General features: G+C 41.1%; 20 protein-coding genes. 19 read left to right on the top strand and 1 reads right to left on the bottom strand.

The genetic code is table 11. The annotated features are described in order from the left end of the window. Positions 1 to 151: 151 nt before the first annotated feature. From PH210_RS13805 to PH210_RS13780, 6 genes are all read left to right on the top strand, one after another. Positions 152 to 541, top strand: a complete 390-nt coding sequence (locus PH210_RS13805; protein WP_289986208.1) for a GntR family transcriptional regulator — start codon at positions 152 to 154, stop codon at positions 539 to 541. Then, entirely contained in the window at positions 534 to 1,436 is a 903-nt protein-coding gene (locus PH210_RS13800) for an ABC transporter ATP-binding protein (protein WP_289986205.1), read from the top strand. The genes PH210_RS13805 and PH210_RS13800 overlap by 8 nt, the downstream gene beginning before the upstream one ends. Further along, positions 1,411 to 3,375 carry a multidrug ABC transporter permease gene (locus PH210_RS13795; RefSeq protein ID WP_289986202.1) on the top strand — a complete coding sequence of 655 codons (1,965 nt, stop codon included), beginning with the start codon at positions 1,411 to 1,413 and terminating at the stop codon, positions 3,373 to 3,375. Before PH210_RS13800 ends, PH210_RS13795 begins: the two co-directional genes overlap by 26 nt. Positions 3,376 to 3,387: 12 nt before the next feature. Beyond that, positions 3,388 to 3,909 carry an RNA polymerase sigma factor gene (locus PH210_RS13790; protein ID WP_289986200.1) on the top strand — a complete coding sequence of 174 codons (522 nt, stop codon included), beginning with the start codon at positions 3,388 to 3,390 and terminating at the stop codon, positions 3,907 to 3,909. A gap of 155 nt (positions 3,910 to 4,064) precedes the next feature. Beyond that, positions 4,065 to 5,690 carry an ATP-binding protein gene (locus PH210_RS13785; RefSeq protein WP_289986195.1) on the top strand — a complete coding sequence of 542 codons (1,626 nt, stop codon included), beginning with the start codon at positions 4,065 to 4,067 and terminating at the stop codon, positions 5,688 to 5,690. 38 nt (positions 5,691 to 5,728) lie between these two features. Next, positions 5,729 to 6,484 carry an NRDE family protein gene (locus PH210_RS13780; protein ID WP_289986193.1) on the top strand — a complete coding sequence of 252 codons (756 nt, stop codon included), beginning with the start codon at positions 5,729 to 5,731 and terminating at the stop codon, positions 6,482 to 6,484. A 670-nt stretch (positions 6,485 to 7,154) separates the two neighbouring features. Here PH210_RS13780 and PH210_RS13775 read toward each other — a convergent pair. Beyond that, positions 7,155 to 7,397, bottom strand: coding sequence for a hypothetical protein (locus tag PH210_RS13775; RefSeq protein WP_223594356.1), 243 nt, complete (start codon positions 7,395 to 7,397; stop codon positions 7,155 to 7,157). A 284-nt stretch (positions 7,398 to 7,681) separates the two neighbouring features. Here PH210_RS13775 and PH210_RS13770 point away from each other — a divergent pair, with 284 nt between their 5' ends. The 13 genes from PH210_RS13770 to gcvPB all read left to right on the top strand — a co-directional run bounded on the left by PH210_RS13770 (position 7,682) and on the right by gcvPB (position 24,992). Further along, on the top strand, positions 7,682 to 9,868 hold the full coding sequence (locus tag PH210_RS13770; RefSeq protein ID WP_289986187.1) for an alpha-galactosidase: 2,187 nt from the start codon (positions 7,682 to 7,684) through the stop codon (positions 9,866 to 9,868). 113 nt (positions 9,869 to 9,981) lie between these two features. After that, on the top strand, positions 9,982 to 10,881 hold the full coding sequence (locus tag PH210_RS13765; protein ID WP_289986186.1) for a GNAT family N-acetyltransferase: 900 nt from the start codon (positions 9,982 to 9,984) through the stop codon (positions 10,879 to 10,881). Positions 10,882 to 10,898: 17 nt separating this feature from the next. Next, complete coding sequence (locus tag PH210_RS13760; RefSeq protein WP_289986185.1) at positions 10,899 to 11,711, top strand: VOC family protein; 813 nt, start codon at positions 10,899 to 10,901, stop codon at positions 11,709 to 11,711. A gap of 382 nt (positions 11,712 to 12,093) precedes the next feature. After that, positions 12,094 to 13,269 (top strand): ABC transporter substrate-binding protein, encoded by a 1,176-nt coding sequence (locus tag PH210_RS13755; protein WP_289986184.1) that lies wholly within the window; start codon positions 12,094 to 12,096, stop codon positions 13,267 to 13,269. Positions 13,270 to 13,408: 139 nt separating this feature from the next. Continuing rightward, positions 13,409 to 15,121 (top strand): sensor histidine kinase, encoded by a 1,713-nt coding sequence (locus PH210_RS13750; protein WP_289986181.1) that lies wholly within the window; start codon positions 13,409 to 13,411, stop codon positions 15,119 to 15,121. Further along, a complete protein-coding gene (locus PH210_RS13745) occupies positions 15,121 to 16,245 on the top strand; it encodes a response regulator (protein WP_289986180.1) in 1,125 nt (374 codons plus the stop codon). The genes PH210_RS13750 and PH210_RS13745 overlap by 1 nt, the downstream gene beginning before the upstream one ends. Before the next feature lie 136 nt (positions 16,246 to 16,381). Further along, a complete protein-coding gene (locus tag PH210_RS13740; protein WP_289986179.1) occupies positions 16,382 to 17,647 on the top strand; it encodes an ABC transporter substrate-binding protein in 1,266 nt (421 codons plus the stop codon). 60 nt (positions 17,648 to 17,707) lie between these two features. Further along, a complete protein-coding gene (locus PH210_RS13735; RefSeq protein WP_289986435.1) occupies positions 17,708 to 18,607 on the top strand; it encodes a carbohydrate ABC transporter permease in 900 nt (299 codons plus the stop codon). A 35-nt stretch (positions 18,608 to 18,642) separates the two neighbouring features. After that, positions 18,643 to 19,473, top strand: coding sequence for a carbohydrate ABC transporter permease (locus tag PH210_RS13730; protein WP_289986178.1), 831 nt, complete (start codon positions 18,643 to 18,645; stop codon positions 19,471 to 19,473). A gap of 15 nt (positions 19,474 to 19,488) precedes the next feature. Beyond that, complete coding sequence (locus tag PH210_RS13725; protein ID WP_289986177.1) at positions 19,489 to 21,171, top strand: amylo-alpha-1,6-glucosidase; 1,683 nt, start codon at positions 19,489 to 19,491, stop codon at positions 21,169 to 21,171. A gap of 15 nt (positions 21,172 to 21,186) precedes the next feature. Further along, positions 21,187 to 21,966 carry an SDR family NAD(P)-dependent oxidoreductase gene (locus tag PH210_RS13720; protein WP_289986175.1) on the top strand — a complete coding sequence of 260 codons (780 nt, stop codon included), beginning with the start codon at positions 21,187 to 21,189 and terminating at the stop codon, positions 21,964 to 21,966. A 46-nt stretch (positions 21,967 to 22,012) separates the two neighbouring features. After that, positions 22,013 to 23,401 (top strand): aminomethyl-transferring glycine dehydrogenase subunit GcvPA, encoded by a 1,389-nt coding sequence (gene gcvPA, locus PH210_RS13715; RefSeq protein WP_289986172.1) that lies wholly within the window; start codon positions 22,013 to 22,015, stop codon positions 23,399 to 23,401. 16 nt (positions 23,402 to 23,417) lie between these two features. Beyond that, on the top strand, positions 23,418 to 24,992 hold the full coding sequence (gcvPB, locus tag PH210_RS13710; protein WP_289986171.1) for an aminomethyl-transferring glycine dehydrogenase subunit GcvPB: 1,575 nt from the start codon (positions 23,418 to 23,420) through the stop codon (positions 24,990 to 24,992). The last annotated feature ends 266 nt before the right edge of the window (positions 24,993 to 25,258 follow it).

The raw sequence follows: 25,258 nt of genomic DNA, 5'->3' as shown, positions 1-25,258 counted from the left end.
GAATCCCTTTAAGTGATCATTCGACTAATTCCAGTCCCTAAAATAAAAAAAATCACAATAAAAAAACCCTTTTCTTTTGGTAAGAGATGGAATATAATCAAACTGTATTACGAATGATAGTACACTTAGTACAGATTGGGGGCCTCCCGTAATGTTTGAACTGGACATGAGGAGCCGAAAACCTATTTATGAACAGTTGGTGGATAAAATGAAGGAGCTAATTATGAATGAGGTAATCAAGCCGGATGAACAGCTGCCATCAGTTAGAACTTTAGCAACAGAGCTTACGATCAACCCGAATACCATCCAAAAGGCTTATCGGGAGCTTGAAACCCAAGGGTTTATTTACTCCATTAAAGGCAAAGGAAGCTTCGTTAATCCAAACAATCAGATAAAAGACTTAGAGAAAATAGAGACAGTAAAAAAGGAACTTGAAAAACTTGTCATCGAAGCCTTATATCTTGGAATCCCGGCAAGTCAGCTTATCAAATTAATCGAAGAGCTGGACGCATCAAAAGGAGGAGGGGACAGCGATGATTGAAATGAAAGAGGTTAGCAAAAAATTTGACCGTTTTACCGCGCTGGAAAAGGTCAACTTATCCATCCAAAAAGGCTCGATTTACGGTTTGATTGGGTCAAATGGGGCCGGCAAGACGACATTAATTAAGCTTCTTGCAGGGATCTACCGTCAGGATTCTGGAGAAGTGACCATTAATAATGACCCAGTCTATGAAAATATCAGCATAAAGCAAAAGATCTTTTACATACCAGATCAGCCCTATTTTTTCTCGCAATATACAACAAAGCAAATGGCCCGGTTTTATAAAAGCTGTTACCCAGGCTGGGAAGAGGACCGTTTCCAGAGACTTGCTGAGCTATTTGAAGTGAACCTGAACAAAAAAATCCACACTTTTTCAAAAGGCTGGCAGAGACAGATTGCTTTCATTCTTGCCCTTTCCTCCAATCCCGAAATTCTCATATTGGATGAGCCGCTGGATGGCCTTGATCCTGTTGTAAGGAAAAAGGTCAAGAATCTATTAATTCACGATGTCGCCGAAAGAGAAATGACGATTCTCATATCATCACATAATCTTCGCGAGTTAGAAGACATATGTGACTATATCGGAATTATCCATAAAGGAACACTCTTAATGGAAAAAGAACTAGACGACCTGAAAGCTGATATTCATAAGATACAGGTGGCGTATAAAGACGGTACTCCTCCAGACAAGCTGCTTCTTAATCTCAATCCGCTTCATACAGAGAAGCGAGGAAGCGTCTACCTTTTCATTGTCAGAGGTGAAGAGGCAGCCATCACAAAACAAATTCGTCAGACGAACCCTGTCATTTTTGACCTGCTGCCTCTTACTCTCGAGGAGATCTTTATTTACGAAATGGGGGATATTGGCTATGCCATCCAAAATGTCATGGTTTAATAAAGAAATAATGCTTCAAATTGGACGAAGTACAGGCTGGGTTTCGGTTGTCTACTTCCTTGGCTTGCTCTTTATCCTTCCCATTGAACTATTAATGATTTACTCCGATGAGACAGAAAGGGTTTACCAAGATACAGACAATCTCTTTCGCTATAATTTTGAATTTCAAATTGGAATTATTGCGGTTGTGCCAGTCATCCTGGCTGTGTTCCTGCTCCGCTTTTTGCATGCAAAACAGGCTGCTGACCTTATGCACAGCCTCCCGCTAAAAAGAGACAGGATATTTCATCATTATGCTCTGACAGGGACGCTATTGTTAATCATACCTGTCGCCGCCGTCACTTTTATTATCCTTCTTATGCATAACACTCTAGACCTAAGCAGCCTGTTTAGTGTAAAGGATCTTTTTTACTGGGCCGGCACGACAATTGTCATTACCTTACTTTTGTACACAGCAGCTGTGTTTATCGCGATGATGACCGGAATGTCAACCGTTCAGGCAGTCTTAGCGTATGTGTTTCTCTTTTTTCCAGTAGGGATAACGTTATTGATGTTTTATAACTTGAAAATATTACTTTATGGATTTCCTAGCGACTATTTCATTAGTCGGCAGTTAGAAAAATTATCCCCGATTACGTATGCGGCCGTCCTTGACAGCAAAACGTTTCATTGGAATGATGGGGTGCTCTACATCATTTTAATAATAGTCCTGTATGGACTCGCGCTGCTTCTTTATAAAAAAAGAAACCTAGAAACAGCCTCAGAAGCGATTGCTTTCTCAAAATTACGTTCAGTTTTTAAATATGGGGTTACGTTTTGCATGATGCTGCTTGGGGGTTCGTACTTTCATGCAGTTTCCTTTAACAATAATAACTGGACGATCTTTGGTTATGCCATTGGGGCTGTGCTTGGCTATTTAGCCGCTGAAATGATCCTGCAAAAAACCTGGAGGGTTTTCGGCCGTGTAAAAGGGCTAATCATCTATTTAGCAATCATTGCCGTTGCCGGGATAGGTATACGAATTCTTGGAATCTATGAAAATAAAATACCGGAAGAGGCTGAAATTAAGAATGTTATTCTAAGTAATAATTTAGGTTATTATCTGGGTGATGATGATGTTTATTCAGAGTTTTTTTCTCCGTTACCCATGAAGGAAAAAGCCAACATCGAGGCAGTTCGGAAGCTTCATAAGCAGATTGTTGCAGATAAAAAAATCAATCAGCAAAGGCAAAACGATGGATCAGTAAATTTCTTTTTTCGCTATGAAATGAAAGATGGAAGCTATTTAACCAGGGGATATACCATAAATGAGCGGCTTTATGACGAATTTTTCAAGCCTATTTATGAATCGAAGGAATATAAGCTGACGAATAAAGAGGTTTTTAAATTAAAGGAAAATAAAATTAAGAAGCTCACTATTGGAGGAAATGGACCGATTACAAAAGGTGTAACCTTATCGAATCCAGCCGAAATTAAAGCAGCGATTACGGCATTAAGACAAGATGTACTGGCGGAATCCTATGAAGACAGCCTGTATTTTGAAGGGAAAGGGTCCATGGTGGAGGTATATGTAGGCAGTGACCACTATATAAACTTTGAAATTAAGCCTACTTATCAGCACTTTACCGAATGGCTGAAACAAAAGGAATTGTTAAAAGGAACGATGGTAACAGCTGATGATATCACTCATGTCCTCGTTGCCAAAAGGGATACTTCTAAAAATGCAGAGCTTGAAAATATAAAAAATGAAGTGGAAAAAAGCACGGATAAATTAGACATAACCGATAAGGAACAAATTCAAAAAATGTTAGATAATGCAAGCCCGAACACTAAGCACGAATATGTGGCTGTCTTTTATTATCATTTTGGCAATTATTTTGAGGCCATGTTTTTTGATGAAAAGCATGCTCCGGATTTTATTAAAGAACATTTTAAATAGGGGGGCAGCAGTTTGAACTCCATCGATTTTAATCAAGTGTATTCTATTTACGCGAAGCGCCTGCACGGTCTTGCCTATAAATATACAAAAGACTGGCTTTGGGCGGAAGATATCGTCCAGGAATCATTTATAAAAGCCTTTAAAAAAATAGATACAATAGAAGATACTAGAAAATTAGGTGCTTGGCTGTCGGCCATCACTGCCAGGACGGCCATCGACTTTCTAAGGGCAGAAAAAAGAAACAAACGGATACCTGTTGACATCGCTGATTTAGAACTTTTGATTGGGCAGGATCATAACGGGATAAACACGGAGGAAGCAGTTAGCATCCGCCTTTTCCAAGAGGACTTTGGCCGTTCGATGGAGCACCTATCTAAAGAATTCCAAGAAGTGCTTATTCTAAAAGTGACTTATGGTTTAAAGGAAAATGAAATTGCCAGCCTGCTCGATTTGAAGGCTGCAACCGTGAAGACTCGGCTTTACCGGGCGAGAAAACAACTAAAACGGGTCTTTGAAGTGAAGGAATCCGCATAAGGAAAAAGGGACATATCCAAAGAAGGATATTGCCCCTTTTTTTTGCTTTTAGAAGTTACCAGATAAAAGCTGTTAAATAGTATGGAAATAGTTAATTCACTAGTTTATCATTAAAGAAAAAACGATGAATTCAACGAAGTATGGGTGGGAGTCTGTTGGTTCTTTTAGACTATATTAGTAATCTCTCAATTTTTTCACTATTGGTAAGTGCCCCATTAGTGATCCAGTCAATCTTTAAAGATAAGCTGATCAAGCCGGTTCGCCTTTGGGGCGGTTTATATGCCGGATTGGTATCAATTATTCTTGTTATGTTATCGTTTCAACAGCAGGGATATTCATATGATATACGATATGCATCGGTTATTTTAACCTTTGCCTACCTGGGGCCAGCAGCAGGAGCACTTGCTGGGACGTGTGCACTTGTCGCAAGGCTGTTTTCCAGCGCCCATTGGCCACCTGCCATAAGTGGCTGGCTATTCATTTTGATTGTTTTTTTAATTGTCCATTTCTCCTGTAAACGTTTTACACCAGTAAAAAAATGTCTCATTCTATTTAGTGCGTATGTGGCTGTTTATGTCATTACGGTGCCATTCATTTTTAATGTATTTAGGGATAAGCCATTTTTTCATATTACTTATATGTTGTTTGTGATGCTGGGAGTTATCCTTGGGGGACTATTAATCGAGTCCTATATGAAATTGTACAGAATCATATCAGAGAAAAAGGATATGGAGATGACGCTTGCGTCTAGTGAATCCAAATACCGACTTATTGCTGAAAACACATCAGACCTGATCATGGTGATGAACCAAGATCATAGCATTAGTTATTTTTCTCCTTCCCATGAGGTAGTGTTAGGTTATCAAAGTGCTGAACTGGAAAAGGTTGAATTATGTAAGTTTATCCACCCGGATGATGTCTGCCTGTTTAAAACGGCTTTAAATAGGATGTTTGACAATAAAGAGTCGTACTCAATTGAATTCCGTCTCCGGCATCGTAAAGGAAATTGGATCGAATTTGAGTCTCGGTGTATGCCAGTAGAGGGTGAAAAACAAGCCGTTGAGCATATTGTGATCATTAGCCGAGACATCTCTGAGCGAAAAAAATCAGAAGAAATTCTTCTCCAATCTGAAAAGTTATCTATTGTTGGAGAGCTAGCTGCCGGAGTGGCCCATGAAATCAGAAATCCATTAACAACGATAAAAGGGTTTGTTCAGCTTTATAAAAGCGGGATTCAGACCTTTGATTTTAATGAATTGTTATTAAGTGAACTAGATCGGATTGAATCGATTACTACTGAGCTTTTATCATTAGGAAAACCGCAAGCGGTACAGCTTAATCAGATAAATGTACGCGATTTAATTGAAAATACCCTTGAGCTGATGGCTCCTGAGGCCTTAATGTACGACATTCAATTTCAGCTTAATTCCGAAGAATCTTCTTATTATATTACCGGTGAGAAAAATCAATTAAAGCAGGTGTTTCTAAACATCATTAAAAATGCGATGGAAGCCATGAAAGATGGCGGCGATATTCACATCAGTCTTTCAAAGGGGGCAGAAGGAGATTGTGTTATTTCTGTTCAAGACCAAGGCTGCGGGATTCCTGAAAATCTGCTTCCAAGATTAGGTGAACCATTTTATAGCCTAAAAGAAAAAGGAACAGGCCTCGGCGTCATGATCTGCCACAAAATTATTAAACAGCACAACGGCACCATCACCTACACTAGTAAGGAAAATGAAGGAACTCTAGTTCAAATCAAGCTGCCACTGGTAAAATAAATTTTTTTGTAAAATTGACATAAAGGCTGTGGTTGTTAATGTGTTTAATTTTGTTTGCCTATAATGTTCATCCGGAATATAAGTTGATTGTGGCGGCAAATCGAGATGAGTTTTATAATCGGCCTACTGCACCGGCTCATTTTTGGGAGGATAGCCCGGAAATTCTTGCCGGAAGGGATCTAGAAAAGATGGGAACGTGGATGGGGGTGACCGACCAAGGTCGTTTCGCTGCTTTAACCAATTATCGCAACCCCAAAGAGTTAACTGAGGGAAAACGATCTCGAGGTGAATTGGTAGCAGATGCTCTTAAATACGATGGCAATCTGGAGGACTATATGGCACAGCTTGCGGAGAACAATGCCCAGTATCCCGGCTATAACTTACTAGCAGGAGATAGTGATGAACTCTATTATTATTCGAATATTGGGCAGAAGCTGCAAAAGCTAGAGCCTGGTATTTATGGTGTCAGCAATCATTTACTAAATACCGAATGGCCTAAAGTTAAGATCGGTAAGGATGGCTTATCAAAAATTATCGGCGGAAAGCAGGAGGATATGGTTGAAAATCTCTTCACGCTTCTCCAATATTCCGAAGCGGCTCCTGATGAACTTCTGCCAAACACAGGTGTTCCATTAGATATGGAAAGAATGCTCTCTCCTTTGTTTATCAAAAGCGGGCATTATGGAACTCGAAGCTCTACCATTATGCTAATGTCAGATAAAGAAATAAAGTATATTGAGCGGGTATTCACAAATGGTCAGGTCAATGACCAACACTATACAATTGAACTTTAAGAACTAATCAAACGTTTGATTAAATAGACTTGAACCCTTGGTACACAAGGGTTTTTTGTTTGTAGAAAAACTAATCAAACGTTTGATTACATTTTTAGGTTGTTAGGATTGGCTTTTCATTTACTAGGCGGACATTTATTTTCTGGTTTGTGTAAATGAACAGTTATTTCATTGCCCGAGAGAGCGATGATTTTCGTTTTGGGGTAAATGAACGGGTATTTCATTGCCCAAGAGAGCGATTAATTTCATTTTTGGGTAAATGAGCGGGTATTTCATTGCCCAAGAGAGTGATAATTTTCATTTTGGGGTAAATGAACGGGTATTTCATTGCCCAAGAGAGCGAAAATTTTCGTTTTTGGGTAAATGAACGGGTACTTCATTGCCCGAAAGAGCTATAATTTTCGTTTTTGGGTAAATGAATAGGCTTTTCATTGACCGTGAGAGCACATATTTTCTCGCTTGGGTAAATGAACCAGCTCCATCTGTTATTCAATGTTTGTTTTTAGCTAATCAAACGTTTGATTAAATGGACATTGATCCTTGGGTCGCAAGAGTTAGCGGAATTTCTTCAAGAACTAATCAAACGTTTAATTAAACCGACTTGAGCCCATGTTCCACAAGGATTTGGACCATTGCGTTAAAAACTAATCAAACGTTTGATTATATTTTTTTAATGAGATAAATGCCCAAAAAACCCTAAAGCATATTTAATGCCTTCTTCCACTTCATTCGTCTCATATCCCTGTAAATCCTCATGCGTAATTTCCAACTTTGTGCCGGTTAATGAATAACCGCTGTCTAAGTTAATATCCAGCAGCACTTCATAACCCATTGCCGTTTGGGTAACCTCAATAATGTCATAATCGCGCACGGCAGTTCCTGTTTCATATTCCACTGGCTCTAGTTCTGACATAAAAACACCTCCAAATTCATATCGAACATAGCATATACAAAAAGCAGGTAACATAAACAGATAATATTACATTGTTTTATAAGTAAAGGCTATTTTCGCAAAGGTTGTTGTTTTTCGTATAGGTTCTTCAACACGTAAAAAATGATTCTTCGTGGCATCTTTTCGTAAGAACATTTGCGAAAATTGACTACAAACTTTGTATATGACCCTTAATAAGTTCTAGTAGTAACAAAAGTTTACGAAAAGAGCCTAAGTAAATAAACAAGTAGGAGGGAAAGAGCCGATTGCCAATCACTTGGAATGAAAAGGAAGGAATCTTCCATTTATACAATAACAAGATAAGTTATCTCATTCAGATTGTTCATGGGAAGTATCCGGCCCATCTATACTGGGGGAAGCGGGTACTGGTGATGCAGCCATCTTCCATCCTCCAATTTAAAGGCAGAGCATTTTCGCCAACAACAGAACCAGGTAAACCGGCATTTTCACTCGACACCCTGCCACAGGAATATCCAGCGTCTGGTAACGGAGATTTCAGGACACCGGCATACCAGTTCCGTACAGCTGTTGGTTCTACTGTTACGGAATTTGTCTATGATTCACATGAGATTATTCAAGGGAAACCGAGACTAATGGGACTGCCACAAGTGTATATCGAAGATGAGTCTGAGGCGGAAACGCTAATTATCACCTTGGTAGATTCCATGCTGGGAGTGGGGATGAATCTCCATTATACAATTTACCGCGACCTTGATGTAATTACGAGATCTGTTTCGTTTGAACATCATGGCACCCAGAAAGTTGAAATTCTGAAATGTATGAGCATGTCAGTCGATTTCCACCAATCGAATTGGGACTGGCTCCATCTATATGGAACATGGGGACGCGAGCGTCATATCGAGCGAAAGTCATTAACCCATGGAATTCAATCCATTTCCTCGTCAAGAGGGGCGAGCAGCCACCAGCACAACCCTTTTGTTGCCCTGCTTTCCAAAAACGCTGACGAGGAGCAGGGGGAAGTTTATGGCTTCAGCCTGGTTTACAGCGGGAATTTCCAAGCCTCCATTGAAGTAGACCTTTTTCAAACCACAAGACTCTCCATCGGCATTAACCCCTTTAATTTTCAGTGGAGGCTAAACCCAGGAGATGTCTTTCTAACACCAGAAGCAATAATGGTTTTTTCCTCAGAGGGCCTTGGCGGAATGTCAAGAACGTATCATAAATTATTGCGAACGAGAGTTTGCCGCGGCGTTTACCGCGACAAAACACGCCCGATTCTTATCAACAACTGGGAGGCTACCTATTTTCAATTTAACGAAAAAAAATTAAAGGAAATTGCAGATGCCGGTAAAGAACTTGGAATTGAACTGTTTGTACTTGATGACGGCTGGTTTGGGCATCGTGACAATGATAAGACCTCACTGGGCGATTGGAAAGTTTATCAGAAAAAACTGCCAAATGGTCTAGCTGGACTTGCTAATTATGTCACGAAAAAGGGAATGAAATTCGGTCTATGGGTAGAACCGGAAATGGTTTCCCCCGACAGTGATTTATATCGGAAACATCCTGATTGGTGTCTGCATGTGCCAGGACGGAACCGGACACTTTCAAGAAATCAGCTAATCTTAGATTTAAGCAGGGCAGATGTATGCGATTATATAATTGAAACACTCACCAGCATCTTCACCAGTGCCCTTATTTCCTATGTGAAATGGGACATGAACCGAAACATGACCGAAGTGGGCTCATCTGGATTGCCACCTGAAAGACAGCAGGAAACAGCCCACCGCTATATGCTTGGGCTGTATCGGATACTGGAAACATTGACAACGCGTTTTCCACATATTTTATTTGAAAGCTGTTCCGGCGGCGGCGGACGCTTTGATCCGGGCATGCTTTATTACATGCCGCAAACCTGGACGAGTGATGATACCGATGCTGTCGAAAGGTTAAAAATCCAATATGGAACAAGCATTGTCTACCCAGCAATTACAATGGGGGCCCATGTTTCCGATGTCCCGAACCACCAGGTAGGCAGAGTAACTCCATTAACAATGAGATGCCATGTGGCCATGGCCGCGAATTTTGGCTTTGAATTAAATATAGATAAGCTTAGCAGCCATGATAAACAGGTGGTTACTGAGCAAATCAAACTCTATCATCAAATTAAAGATCTCGTTTGCTTTGGCGACCTGTTCAGGCTGTTAAGTCCATTCGAAGGAACGGTTACAGCATGGATGTATGTAGCACCAAATAAGGAAAAGGCGGTTGTTTTTTACTACAAAACACTGGCAGAACCGAATCCGCCCTTTATGCGTCTCAAACTATCCGGACTTCATCCGTTGCTGAAGTACAGAATAGACGAAGGCTTGAACGAATACTATGGTGATGAACTAATGAAAATTGGCATCAGACTTCCATTGATTAAACAAGATTATGCTTCCTTTATATTTCAGCTAAAAGTCTCCTAATTGAATGGAGCGTGTATTCACGCTCTGTTTTTATTCACAATTTTCAGCATTTTTAATAAAATTAATTCGTGATAAAATGGTGATGGCTTAACGATAAAAGGGGTGAGGGGCAAATGAAAATCGAAGCCTTGCAAAGTGCCAGTGTTCAGGATTTCGTTGAATACTGTAGGATGCATAGAAAAGAAGTTGATGATTCATTTTTATATGATGAGCATTTAAAAAAGTTTGAGCCTGATTCCGAAAATCCTACATACATTGCAACCAATCAACAAGGGGAGATTCGAGCCGCAGCCTCACTGATTATGGATGAGTACAATCGAAGAGGCAAAAGGGCGCGTTTTCGTATTTTTCATTCAGAAATCGAGGATCGAAAACTCTACGATCAGCTGCTAGAATCACTAATAAAACATACTAGCGGATTAGACAAGGTGTTTATTTTTATCCCATTGGCAAATAAGTCATTAGCGGAGATGATGGATAAGCTGAATTTTAATGTAGAACGGTATGCTTTTCTACTGGTTCGAGAGGACTTAGACGTATCTGAAGTCCGTTTGCCAGAAGATTATAGAATACGAAACTTTGTGCCAGGTAAGGATGAAGAAATTTGGTGTAAAGTACGGAATGCCGGTTTCGCAACACTGAAAGGAAATGAAACACCTGTCACGCTGGAGATGGTGGCCAAGATGGTTTCAAGCAGTGATTACCTTGATGGAGGAATGAAAATCCTGTTTCATAAAGAAAAACCTGTCGGTGTCGTAAGGGGAGCGGCAGACGAATACGAGGATGCCCCAATTATGAATATCGGCCCGCTGGCTATTCTGCCGGAATACCAAGGCAAGGGCTTGGGAAGACAATTATTAAGAGCATCCCTACAATTTGCTAAAGAAAACTCCTATAAAAGAATCATCCTTTCCGTCAACGGAGAAAATGAGCGGGCACAGGCCTTATATGTTCAGGAAGGATTTAAACAGGTTGAGGGTGTAACCTGCTATCAATTTGAATTAGAAAAATAAAGAAGGTGCAATAAGCAATGAAATTTTCTTTTGATCATCTAGTCTGGTTTTCTAAGAAACCTGAAGAAGCGATTCCTATTCTTAAAGAAATGGGAATTCACGCAGCGAATGGCGGCCGGCATGAAAAATGGGGGACCTATAATACTCTTAGCTATTTTGGCTTAAGCTATATCGAGTTTTTAGGGATTGATAATGAATCGATTGCTGAAAAACATGATGAAAACCGATTGATTATCCATATCGTCGAACAATTGCCAAAAGCACGCGGGGAGGGCCCTGCCAGAATTGCCATTCGTACCGATAGCATTGAAAAATTGGCAATAAAGCTGAAAGCGGATGGGTTTACGGTTTATGGTCCAATCCCAGGAGAAAGAGCTCGGGCGGATGGTGAAATCATTAAATGGTCACTGCTGTTCCCGGAAATCACCGGCAATGAGCTTGCTCTTCCCTTTTTTATTCAATGGGAAAAGTCTGATGAACAGAGAATGTCCGAATTAGAGAAGCAAGGTTTAATCGGAAATCATATCCTAGGACAGCCAAAATTTGCGGACGTCGGTTTTGCCGTCCGGGATTTAGAACAAACGATGAAAACATGGGAGCGGATGTTGGACCTTCAGCCTGGTGCCGAGTTTATTGACCAAGAATTAAAGGCCAGATGCAGAAAAATAGAATTGTCTGGAACAAATCTGTTGTTCTGTACGCCTATAGGAGAAGGTTATGTAGAAAAGGTGTTAAAAGAAAAAGGGGAAACACCATTTATGGTAAACCTTTTTGAAACGAATCAAAGTCGCTTTTTTAAAAAGCTGGATGGATACTGGAGTTTCAACTAATTTAAATTAGAAAGCCCGCTGAATCTAACTCAGCGGGCTTTCTGAGTTATGAAATAATAAAAACCTTCTGTAATCAATAACGTTACATAATGAAACTATTATTTTAGAAACAGACTTGGTGTTTTTTGAAAAGATGGAAATCCCTTACTGGTATAGTTTATATATAGCAATTCCAAATGAAAACGCTACCAAAATTACAGATAAATCAATAATTTCAGAAATATTTAAATAAATAAAATAATATACTAGACGAAAGTAATAACTTGTACTAGAATACTATTTATAGATTAAGTAAATTGACTAAACAAAAGCATTAATAAAATGATAGGGTACCATTCCACGATTTGTTTTGTCAGAAAAATCAGATAAAGGGGAGTCATACATGATGAAGAAAAAATGGGCAAAGACGTTTATGGCCTCAGCATTATTGGCCGGTGTATTAGCAGGTTGTTCCGGTCCAAAGGAAAATGCAGCGGGGGGCAACACAATTAAAGTAGGTGTAAACTTAGAGCTTTCAGGCGGTGTCGCTTCTTACGGGGAGTCACTGAAAAAGGGAATAGATATTGCCGTTGATGAAATCAACAAAAAAGGCGGAGTAGATGGCAAAAAGATAGATCTTGTCAAGGTAGATAATAAGTCAGAAGCAGCCGAAGCAACAAACGGCGCAGTGAAACTAACAAGCCAGGACAAAGTAACTGCAATTATTGGTGCTGCAACTAGCGGTGATACAGTGGCACAGGCGCAGATTGCTAATGATACAAAAACAGTTCTATTAACCCCATCTGGGACAAGCCCAAATGTAACAGTGACAGATAAAGGGAAATTAAACGAATACGTTTTCCGTACTTCTTTCATTGATCCATTCCAAGGAACAGTAGCAGCAAACTTTGCGGCGAAAGAATTAAAGGTTAAAAATGTAGCTATTTTTGCTGACAGTGCCAGTGACTATGCGAAAGGTCTAGCAGCATCTTTCAAAGAAACATTTGAAAAAGAAGGCGGCAAGATTGTAGCGGAAGAAGCTTATGTTGGTAAGGACACAGACTTCCGTGCTACATTAACTCGTATCAAATCCAAGAATCCGGAATTCGTCTTTATTCCAGGATATTATGAAGAAGTGGGCTTAATTGTTAAGCAGGCTCGTGAACTTGGCCTTAACGTTCCGTTAATGGGTGCAGATGGCTGGGATTCTCCAAAGCTAGTAGAATTAGCTGGTGCTGATGCATTAAATAACACATTCATCACAAACCACTATTCTTCTGAAGACCCAGATAAGAAGATTCAAGATTTCGTTTCTACCTTCAAAGAAAAGTACAATGGCGAAGCACCAAATGCGTTCAACGCTCTAGGCTATGATACTGTTTATCTATTAGCAGATGCCATCAAGCGTGCAGGCAGCACAGATACTACTAAAATCAAAGATGCTTTAGCAAAAACAAAAGACTTATCTCTAGTTACCGGTGTTGTAACAATCGATAAAAATCATAACCCAGTAAAATCAGCAACAGTTTTAGAATATAAAGACGGCAAACAAGTATTTAACACAAAAGTTAATCCTTAAAGAAGTGTGAAAGTGAAATGGAAGGGTCGTCCTTCTGTTTCACTTTTTCTATTTCCCCTTTTTTTCCACAATAATATTCTCACTCTATTTTTAATGTTTTTGATATTATTAGGTTTAAAGAAACCTCAAGGTGATTCCGATGAAAAATTTTCTAAACATGATAGCTTTAAAGGTGAAAACGCTGTCCTTTGGCAGCATTCGTACAAAAATGGTGTTGTTTTTCCTGATGGTAGCCTTAATTCCATTAGGGCTTTTTGGGTATTTATCCTATGAAAAATCCTCGGAGATCGTAAATAAACAATATAACGAGTATGAGAAGTTTTCTGTCTCCCAGCTCGACAAACAAATCGAAAATACTTTTGAGCAAATGTATGTCATTTCAAAAGATATTAACCACTATTTATCAGATCCTACCCTGGTCATATTAAAAGAAGAGATCCCCCGTACGTATGCGGGATTTATTGAAAATAAAAATTTTGAAAGATATTTAGAGGCACATAAGACCTTTAATACGAAGGGAATCTATTTAATCACCAACACAGGCTACTATTATGGCAATGATCGTGTTGATATTCATAAGCTCGTTCAAAAGCCCTTCTGGAAGGAAGCGAATCGCGTAAAAGAGGGGGACCTCTGGATCGGGTTTTATAATTCTGACCATTATTATACCGGAAGAAAAGATGAAAAGATTATGGGACTTGTTTTTCCGATTGAAAGTCAGTTTGGTGTATTAAAGGGAAGTAAGCTGTTAGTCGAAACAAACGCAGAGGAATTGTTTTCTTATATTAACTTTTTAGAAAATAAACTTCATGCCTCTATCACTCTTAAAAATGGAAAGCATCAGGTTGTATATCAAACAAAAAACGCTCCGGAAAAATTAAAGTCCGATATTGTCTGGAATAATCATTTTGAAGCATATGGCTGGGATATCGTTGTCCGGATACCGCAAAAATACTATTATCAATCTTCTAATGTCATCTACCAATATACATTATTGGCCATTTTATTTTCGATTCTCTTAGTCTGTATTCTGGCGGTATTTCTTTCAGTCCCGCTGTCGAAAAGAATCAAACGCCTGAAGTTCTCGATGGAGCGAGTAAGTGAAGGGGATTTAAATACCCAGATTGTGGTTACATCAAAGGATGAATTAGGAGTATTGGCTCAAAGCTTCAATGACATGGTCAATCAAATTAAAGGCTTAATCGAGCAAATGAGCGAGACAGAGCGGCTAAAAAGACATGCGGAGCTGCGGGCTTTCCATTATCAAATTAATCCGCACTTATTATTTAACACCTTAAACTCAATTCAGTGGAAGGCTAGGCTGTCAGGAACAAAAGAAGTTCAAGAAATGATCTATCATTTGACAGAGGTTCTCCATGAGAATTTAAATTTTTCGGACGAGTTAATTCCGTTGAAAAAAGAACTTGAGACGATAAAGCATTATTTGAAAGTTCAAGAGGTTCGTTATGGACCTACCTTTGAATATATCGAAAAAATCGATTCAGGATGCTTGGACTATTTTATCCCGAGAATGACCCTGCAGCCGCTATTTGAAAATATCTTTTTCCATGCTTTTGAAGACGGGCAGGGAAGAATCGAGCTCATAGTATCAGAAAAACCTGACCATTTAGAACTAACCTTAACGGATAATGGAAAAGGCATGAATGAAGAAACGGCAACGAAACTGTTAGCCCCGGCACATCCAAATGATAAAGGAAGAGGTATTGGCGTTTATAATGTCGATCAGCGTGTAAGGCTCCATTTTGGATCAGAGTATGGCTTATCAATTGAATCTGTTGTAGGGATAAAGACAATTTTTAGGATTAAATGGCCGAAAAGGAGGCAGCTGTGATGATCAAAGTATTACTTGCAGATGATGAGTTGATTGTAAGAAAGGGATTAATCGCCACAGTCGATTGGGCAAAATTTAATATGGAGGTTATTGCTGATGCTCCAAATGGGCAAAAGGCATGGGAACTTTTTCAGGAGCATTCCCCTGAGGTGGTCATAACAGATATTGTCATGCCTGAAATGACCGGAATTGAACTCGCGAGAAAAATAAAACAGACTTCCCCTGCTGTAAAAATATTATTGTTAAGCTGTCACCGGGACTTTACTTATGCACAAGAGGGGATGAATATTGGCGCTTCCGGGTATATCTTGAAAACAGCCTTCCAAGACCAGGAGTTTGAGGAATACCTGGAACGCTTTGAAAATGAATTAACAAGCTCCGGGAAAGCTCAGTCTTCTTCATCATTAGAAAAGGATTTTTATGAATGGCTATGTGGTTTTGAAAACTCCTTTCTTGCACAATTAGACGAGAAATTTCTTGAAGATTGGAAATGGATGAAGGAACCCTTTTCCATTTTTCTCGTAAATGGACTAAATTTTCATAAAAAATGGCCTGTTGGGGAAAAACAATTGGCAAAGATTCATTGCGGTCAAGATCAAGCCTTTATCTTTATCCCGGAAACAGCCAAAGAGGCGTTTGAACATCAGCTGGTTGAAGCCAGGAGCAAAGATGCCTCCATCCGCTGGAACGTAAATGGCCCTAACCAAGGGATAACGGAATGGATGAACGGAGTATCAGCCCTATACCGGCAGTTAAAGTTTGAAAAACAATTTAAGATTTCGATGAAGGACTGGCCGCAGCCAATCCAAAAAGCTGTGCAAATCATCATGGAGCATTTGCATGAATCCCTTTCCTCTACCTTTATCGCCAATGAAGTTGGATTAAGCCGGAGCCACTTTAGTACAATGTTTAAAAAAACGGTTGGGGAAAGCTTTATTTCCTTTACAGAAAAACTAAAAATCCAGGCGGCTTGCGACCTCCTTGAAAATACGTCTTTGACCCTGCAGGAAATCGGGGAGAAAATAGGCATTCAGGACGGAAAATATTTAAGCAAATGGTTTAAAAAATGTATCGGTGTTACCCCATCGGATTACCGGCAAAACAAAAAGACGAATAGAAGCTAACAAATTTCCCTCGTTTTGGGAAAATTCAAACAATATTACCAAAAGAATAAGATGAAATTAAGTTCAAGACCGCTTTCATTCACGTTACAATGAAAGCGGTTTCTATTATGTTTACAGAAAAAAAGGGGGATTTTAGATGAGAAAATGGCTCACGACATTACTAGTATTGATTTTGGTCTTTGCTCTAGCCGCTTGTTCGGACAATAAATCAAGCAGCGGATCTGATCAATCAACAAAGGATAGCAAAGGAAAAACCACCCTTCGCTTTGCAACGTGGGATTCAGGGGAAGCCTTGAAAATTCAAGAAGAAATCGCGAAGAAGTTTGAAGAAAAAAATCCGAACGTAAAAGTGCAGGTTGAAGCGTACGGAGATGGATTTGATCAAAAGCTGGCCGCATCCTTTGGAGCGAAAAATCCTCCTGATGTCATGTATATGTGGAATTTCCCGGCCTATTTTCAATCGCTTGAGCCACTCGATAACTTTGTCAAAAGCGATCCGGAAATGGACATGGACGACTTTTACCAGGGCCTTTTCAACTATTCAAGCATGTATGGAAAAGTGTACGGCATGCCAGCTGGATTTACGACAAGGGTAGTCTACTATAACAAGGATTTATTTGATGCAGCGGGTGTTCCTTATCCTAAGGATGGCTGGACCTGGGATGACTTTAAAGCAGCAGCTAAGAAGTTATCCGATCCAGCGAAGAAGCAATACGGATTTGGGGTAAGACCAGAGCCGGATACCTATGATCTTCAAGGATTTGTATGGAGCAATGGCTCAAGCTTTATCAGTGAAGATGGAAAGAAAATCAACGGCTACATGAATAGTCCGGAAACGATTGAATCCATCAAAATATTCGGAGATATGGTGAAGGATAAAAGTGCTGTCCTTGTAGGGGGCAAAAACCAACAAAGCGGCGACGATATCTTTAAAGCAGGAAAGCTTGCGATGTGGGAAAGCGGAATTTGGCCATTAGAGGGCTTTAAAGAAGCAAAGGTTAATTTTGGAACAGTGGAAATGCCAGCTTTTAAAGGGAAACCAGTCAAAGGAGTTATTGCTTCTTCAGCAGTTTCTGTTGCAAAGGATTCTAAAAACAAAAAGTTGGCATGGGAATTTGTCAAGTTCTATTCCTCCGCTGAAGCGATCAAAATGAGAACAGCAGATTTACCAGTACGCATCAGTGTCGTAAAAGAAATGAAAACGGAACAAGACCCATTAATCAGTCCATTCTACAAAATGCTTGAGAGATCCAATGACACACCAGCATTCCTGTTAAACAAAAACTGGGATGAAATCAACCGAAATCTATCAGCTGCCATAAATGCCGTCATGCTTGGCCAGGACGCCGATAAATTGATGAATAAAGCAGTGAAGGACTCAGAGAAATACGTTGGACAGTAAAAAATAAAAGAGGTGTTTTTGTTGAAACCCGTTTATGCCGCAGCCGCACCTGTCGAAACCATCAAAAAAACAAAAAAACGGTGGGACATCATTGTCCCCCTCCTTTTTATCGCACCATGGATCATCGGATTTTTAGCTTTCACGCTCGGACCATTGCTATACTCCTTATTTATTAGCTTCTTTGATTGGCCGATCGTTGGCGAGGCAAAGTTTATTGGTCTAGATAACTATAAGACTATGTTTACCGAAGACCCGTTATTTTGGGAATCATTAGGGGTAACCGTAAAGTTTGCTGCCCTTTTTGTCCCGCTTAATATCATTACCTCCCTTTTCTTGGCCATTTTATTGAACCAAAAGGTAAAAGGGTATTCGTTCTTCCGGACCTTCTTCTATTTGCCGTCAGTGATTTCAGGTGTCGCTCTCGCGATGATCTGGGCATGGGTCTATAACGGAGAATATGGGATTCTAAATTACTTTTTATCCCTTATCGGGGTAAAGGGTCCAGATTGGCTCAATAACCCGAACTGGGCTTTAATCGCGATGGTCATTGCCAGCCTTTGGGGACAGGGCACGATGATGCTCATCTTTTTAGCCGGACTAAAGGCAATTCCAGGCGAGTTATACGAAGCGGCTTCAATTGATGGGGCAAATAAAATTCAGCAATTTTTCAAAATAACGATTCCGATGCTGACACCGACAATTTTGTTTAATTTAATAACAACTATTATCAGCGCCTTTCAGCAATTAACGCTGGCACTAGTATTAACGGGGGGAGGCCCGCTCAAATCCACTTACTTCTATGCGATGTATGTGTATGAGAATGCGTTTAAGTATTTTAAAATGGGCTATTCCTCTGCTAATGCTTGGTTTATGTTTGTCATTGTCTTAGTGTTAACGCTTATTGTATTCAAGTCATCATCTGCTTGGGTGTATTACGAAGGAGAAGTCAAAAATAAATAGTCGGCATGACCCAAGACTAGGCAGGAGCGTCTCGCATGAAAACTAAAAGAAGAATTGAAAAATCAACCATTTATATCTTATTAATCTTTTTTTCACTCTTGTTTTTAGCACCGTTTTTCTGGATGCTGAGCACTTCAGTGAAATCGCCGGAGGAACTTTACCTGTTCCCGCCAAAATGGATTCCGTCCACGTTTGAATGGAGCAATTTTAAAGAGGCTTGGATGTCGCAGCCGTTTAATCAATTTTTTATGAATACTGTGATCGTGACAGGAATGTCGACGATTGGACAGCTTCTTTCATCTTCATTAGTAGCTTATGGTTTTGCTAGATTCAAGTTCAAGGGAAGGGATTTTTTATTTATCGTCCTCCTTTCATCGATGATGATTCCATGGGAGGTAACGATGATTCCGCAGTATATGGAATTTAATTATCTTGGCTGGATCAATACCTTAAAGCCGTTGTTTGTTCCATCCTGGTTCGGTGCCCCGTTTTATATTTTCTTAATGCGCCAATTCATCATGTCGATTCCAAAGGAACTGGATGAGGCAGCAAGAATGGACGGAGCGAATCCGTTTCAGATCTACTATAAAATCTATCTGCCATTAATGAAGCCTTCTTTGATTTTGGTGGCGGTCTTTAATATTTTAACCTGCTGGAATGATTATCTCGGTCCACTGGTTTTCTTAAATGATCAAAGTAAATATACGCTGACCCTTGGTCTAGCTCAATTTAAGGGAATGTTTGGCGTCGATATGGAGGGCATTATGGCGGTCACATTCTTAATCAGTATTCCGCCGCTGATCTTATTCTTCTTTGCCCAGCGCTATATTGTCGAAGATACTTCAAGGTCTGGTGTGAAGGGATAAGAAAGGAGACAGAATATGATGTTTGATATTTCAAAGGTTCCGTTCAGCCGTTACGGATCGTATATCGTGATTTCCCCTCTGCACGGAAAGGATGAAAACCATCTTTATTTGCGTAATATCCGAAATGGAGATCACGATTTAGGGGAAGTTTTTCGCCTCGAGCTTCTATTGGAAGGTCAGGTTGTGCCTTATCAATCCCAAATGTTCCCAGATGCTCTAAGGCTGGAGGCAGATGGAGGCTTTGTAGAAATTATTATCTCTGAAGCAAGGGTGTTACAGGTTAGAGGTCTAGGGGCAGGACTCCGCTTAACCGGGATGACTGGAGCCTACGATTATGCCGTTCCCGCTCATCAGGGCTGCTGGGAGGTTAACCATTCCAGTCAGGAAATCCGCTATATGTTAACGCCGATTAAGGGTATTCTTCTGGTGGATGCTCCCTTTCAAGAACAGCGCTGTGTAGAAATTACCGCTGACTTTTTACCAGATCCCGAAACGAAGGAAATGGAGGGCGCGATTGAGGAGTTCTTTACGGTATACACCGAACGTTCCTACTTGTCATTTTCAGAGGGGCAAAAATGGGTCCGGAAGGAATATCAGACCTGGAGTGAACACGTTCTAGAATGTGATTCCAGGTGGAAAAATGGGAGAGAGCTAGCTTCCTATATTACTTGGTCCTGTGTGGTGCAGCCGGAGGGACTTCTAAACAGGCCTGCAATGTATATGTCGAAAAATTGGATGACGAATATTTGGAGCTGGGACCATTGCTTTAACGCGCTTGCACTTGCGGAGAATTCCCCGGAATTAGCATGGGACCAATTCATGATCTTTTTCGACCATCAGGATGAATCGGGAATGCTGCCTGATTTTCTGAATAACCGCTTTGCCTTATGGAATTTTACTAAACCGCCAATCCATGGCTGGACATTAAAGCAGCTTATGAAAAATCGTGAGTTCGTTACAGAAGAAAAACTTCAAGAGGTATATGAACCACTGGTCAGGTGGACGGAATGGTGGTTCAAGTATAGGGATGATGGGGAAGGGCTCCCGCACTATCATCACGGCAATGACAGCGGCTGGGATAACAGCACGATTTTTCATAAAGGAACACCGGTGAAAAGCCCTGATTTATCAGCGTTTTTACTTATTCAAATGGAAGTGCTGGCAGAGATTGCCGAAGAATTAGGAAAAAAAGAGGAAGCAGAAAAATGGGCAAGTGAATCTATGCATTTGCTGGGCCGAATGATAGGCATGTTTTGGAAGGATAATCGGTTTATCGCGGTTATGTCTGGAAATCATGCTGAAATTCAAGCCGACAGCCTAGTTCTCTATGTTCCTATTATTCTCGGTAAAAGATTGCCAGAATCGTTTAGAAAAAGTTTAGCTGAAGGATTGGTTTCAAATGGCTTTTTAACCGATTTTGGTCTGGCTACCGAAATGCCAAGCAGCCCATTTTTTCGGGAGGACGGCTACTGGAGAGGGCCGATTTGGGCTCCGACCACTTTGCTGATTTACAAAGGTTTAATAGACTCAGGTGAAACGGAATTGGCTAGAGAAATTGCTGAAAAGTTTTGCACGATGGCTAATAGGTCAGGAATGGCTGAGAATTTCCATGCTATTACGGGCGAAGGCTTACGGGACCCGGCTTTCACATGGACATCCAGTGTCTTTCTGCTATTGGCTCATTCACTAATGGATTAAACAGGAGGTATTACGATGGTAACGAAAGATTATTTCGGCTTAAAGGATAAAGTATGTGTTGTTACAGGAGGAGCATCAGGAATTGGATTGGCAACGGCTACATTATTAGCAGAAGTCGGCGCAAAGGTAGTGATGTTAGATATTAATGAGGAAAATGGCCAAAAGGCAGCGGCTGACCTGCAATCAAAAGATTATAAGGCTGCGTTTTTCCGCTGTGATGTAACCAAGGCCTCGGATTGTATGGCCGTAAAAGATTATCTTGAAAAAGAACATGGTTCGGTTGAGGTTCTTTTTAACAATGCCGGTGTTATCCGAAGAAAAACGGTTGTGGAGTTAGAAGAGGCTGACTGGGATTTAGTGATTGACGTTTCTTTAAAAGGAATCTATTTACTTTCCAAATACCTCATTCCACTAATGGCAGAGAGCGGAGGCGGCAGCATTATCAATACTGGGTCCGGCTGGGGAATCAAGGGCGGCGATCAAGCCGCAGCCTACTGTGCGGCCAAAGCAGGGGTTGTCAATTTAACAAAAGCAATGGCGATCGATCATGGGCCGCAAAATATCCGGGTGAATTGTATTTGTCCAGGGGATACCGATACCCCGTTATTAAGGGATGAAGCGAAGCAATTAAACCTAAAAGAGGATGCTTTCCTAGTTTCATCGGCAAAAGGCCGGCCATTGGAAAGACTAGGCACCCCAAGAGATATTGCCAAAGGCGTTTTATTCCTCGCGAGTGACCTGTCAGCATGGGTAACTGGGACAGATTTAATTGTGGACGGCGGCGGATTAGCTTAATTTTTCAAAAAATTCAAAAATCAATTTACTACAGGAGGTAATGGTCATGGCACAAAAGGTGCACCCTTATATACCGAATATGGTACCAGAAGTACAAGCCGAGATGCTAAAGGTCATCGGAGCCAAATCGATTATGGAGTTATATTCTTGTATTCCTGAGGAGCTTCAGCTAAAGGAATCGCTAGACCTTCCGCCGGCTTTAACGGAATACGAGCTCAGACGGCATATTGAAGGCATTCTGGGTAAAAACACCAGTACAAAGGAATATATCAACTTCCTCGGAGCAGGCTGCTGGCAGCATTTTATTCCGGCGGTTTGTGATGAAATTAATCAGCGCTCCGAATTTTTAACCGCCTATGCAGGCGAGCCTTATGAGGATCATGGAAGATTTCAGGCACTTTTTGAGTATCAAAGCCTAGTAGCCGAATTAGTTGATATGGATGTGGTCAATGTTCCAACCTTTGACTGGGGTCAGGCAGCGGCGACGGCTATTAGAATGGCTGCCCGTATTACGGGGAGGAAGAAGGTTTTATTAGCGAGAACGGTTGCACCGGAACGAAGCAAAATTATCATTAACTACGGCACACCGCAATTAGAATTCGAATTTGTACAATTTGATACAACATCCGGTGCGATGGATTTAAGAGACCTACAGTCAAAATTAACCGAAGATGTGGCCGCCGTTTATTTTGAAAATCCATCCTATCTTGGTTTTATTGAAGCGCAGGGCTTGGAAATTTCTAAACTGCTTAAGGCAAATGAGAGCTTAATGGTGGTTGGGGTTGACCCAATTTCACTTGGTGTTCTTGCACCGCCAAGTCATTATGGAGCCGATATTGTCTGCGGCGACTTGCAGCCGCTTGGCATGCACATGAATTACAGCGGCGGTCAGGCAGGCTTCATCGCAACCCGTAATGAGGAGAAGTTTGTTCATGAATATCCATCTCGATTGTTTGGGATCGTCCCTACTGTGAACGAAGGAGAATATGGCTTTGGCGATGTCGCCTATGAGCGGACCTCATTTGCCCAAAGAGAGAAGGGCAAAGAATCGGTCGGAACCCAGACTGCCTTATGGGGAATTACGGCAGGGGTCTATTTAGCGCTGCTGGGGCCAGATGGCATGCAGGAAGTGGGTCAAACCATTATGCAAAATAGTCAATATGCGGTACAGCAATTAAACCAAGTCGAAGGTATAAAAGGCTCCCGTTTAGACTCACCATTTTTTAAAGAATTTATTGTTGATTTTAATCAAACGGGCTGCAACGTAGAACAAATTAATCAAAGATTGATAGAAAAGAAGGTTTTTGGCGGCAAAGATCTTTCACAAGAGTTTCCAGAGTTTGGCCAGTCGGCATTGTTTTGTGTAACAGAGGTTCACACGAAAGAGGATATCGACCATCTCGTTCAATCCATTCAAGAGATTTTAACGAAATAGAGAGGAGTTTTTTCACATGCAAAGGATTCAACGTACGAGCAAGACCCGCGACTTTCATCAGGCAAAATGGAATGAACCGATTATTTTCGAACTTCATCAGCCTGGGGAAAAGGGAGTAGAGCTGCCGCCTGTCAATGAACATATTGCCTTGGCAGTAGGTAATGGAACATCGGCGATTCCGGCGTCAATGCAGCGGAAAAACAAGCCGAATCTTCCGGAAATTGGCCAGGCCCGTGTATTAAGACATTACTTAAGACTTTCACAGGAAACGCTTGGTTCCGACTTTAACGTCGAAATCGGGCAAGGGACCTGTACGATGAAATACATTCCGAAAATCAATGAATTGCTGATTCGGGATCCGAAAATGATGGAGCTGCATCCTTTGCAGCCTGAAGTTACCGTTCAGGGAATGCTGGAGATTTTCCATAAACTCGATCTATGCATGAGGGAAATTTCCGGAATGGACTGTTTCTCCTTCCAGCCGAGCAGCGGCACGCAGGCGCTATTTGCCATGGCATCGATCGTTAGAAAATATCATGAACAAAAGGGCGAGGGCGAAAAACGGGATGAAATCATTACAACGATTTTCTCCCACCCATCTCAAGCAGCAACAGCAGCGGTAAAGGGCTATAAGATTATTACTCTGCATCCAGACGAAAACGGCTTTCCTGATATTGAAAAGTTAAAAGCGGCAGTATCCGAGCGGACAGCGGGATTTGTTGTAGCCAATCCAGAAGATACAGGCATTTTCAATTCGAAGATAAAAGAGTTTACCGACATTGTTCACCAAGCCGGCGGTCTTTGTTTTTACGATCAGGCGAATGCCAACGGTCTTTTAGGAATCACGCGTGCAAAAGAGGCCGGCTTTGATATGTGCTTCTTTAATCTGCACAAAACCTTTGCCGCCCCGCATATGTGCGGCGGGCCAGCGACCGGCGCCCTTGGAGTGACATCAGAATTGAAAGAGTTCTTGCCAGCGCCGATTGTGGAATTTGCCAATGGAAAATATACTCTGAAGAACGATTTAGAGCATTCGATTGGAAAGGTCCGCTCCTTCCACGGTGTCGCCCAAACGGTGCTGCGCGCTTATGCCTGGATTCGTGCTCTCGGTGCAGACGGTCTGAAGGAAGTGGCGAAAATAGCCGTACTAAACAATAACTATATGTATCACAGGGTGTTAGCGATTCGCGGCGCAGGAGCACCATATGTCAAAGGACACCGACTTGAGCAGGTGCGCTACAGCTGGGAGCAGCTGACAAAGGAAACGGGGGTAACCACTGAGGATGTTACGTTAAGGATGACGGATTTTGGCCTCCATTATTGGACCAGTCATCATCCTTATATCGTCAAGCAGCCATTCACCCTTGAGCCGACGGAATCGTATTCCAAAGAAGATTTAGATGAATATATCCATGCGCTCGAGCAAATTTCTAAAGAAGCTTATGACAATCCAGCAATCGTCAAAACGGCCCCGCATAATAGTACCATTCACAAAATCGACGAGCAGGATTACTTGGAACATCCTGAGAAATGGTGCATCACCTGGCGCACGTATTTAAAAAATACGGAAGCCTGTGAATCGGTTAAATAAAACGACATTTATTTAGAAAATGGCTGTGTTATAGGCAGTTGTTGATTTTTAACACGGTTGATTGGAGTGGAAGGCATGAAGACTCCTCGAAAATGCTATCGCATTTTCTTCGTGCGTGGGCGGATTCAAGGATGCCATTCAATGTCCTGCGGGAGTACGGGACAGGGAGACCTCGGAGGCGCCAAAGCGCCGAGTTATCATGAACGAAACTAGCTCCTACTCGTAAATACGTAGGTTAATTTGGTTAGAATGTTTATTGGAAAAAA

Source organism: Paenibacillus sp. BSR1-1, from assembly GCF_030403775.1.
GTDB lineage: Bacteria > Bacillota > Bacilli > Bacillales > Cytobacillaceae > Neobacillus.
This window is presented reverse-complemented; position numbering and strand designations above follow the sequence as displayed.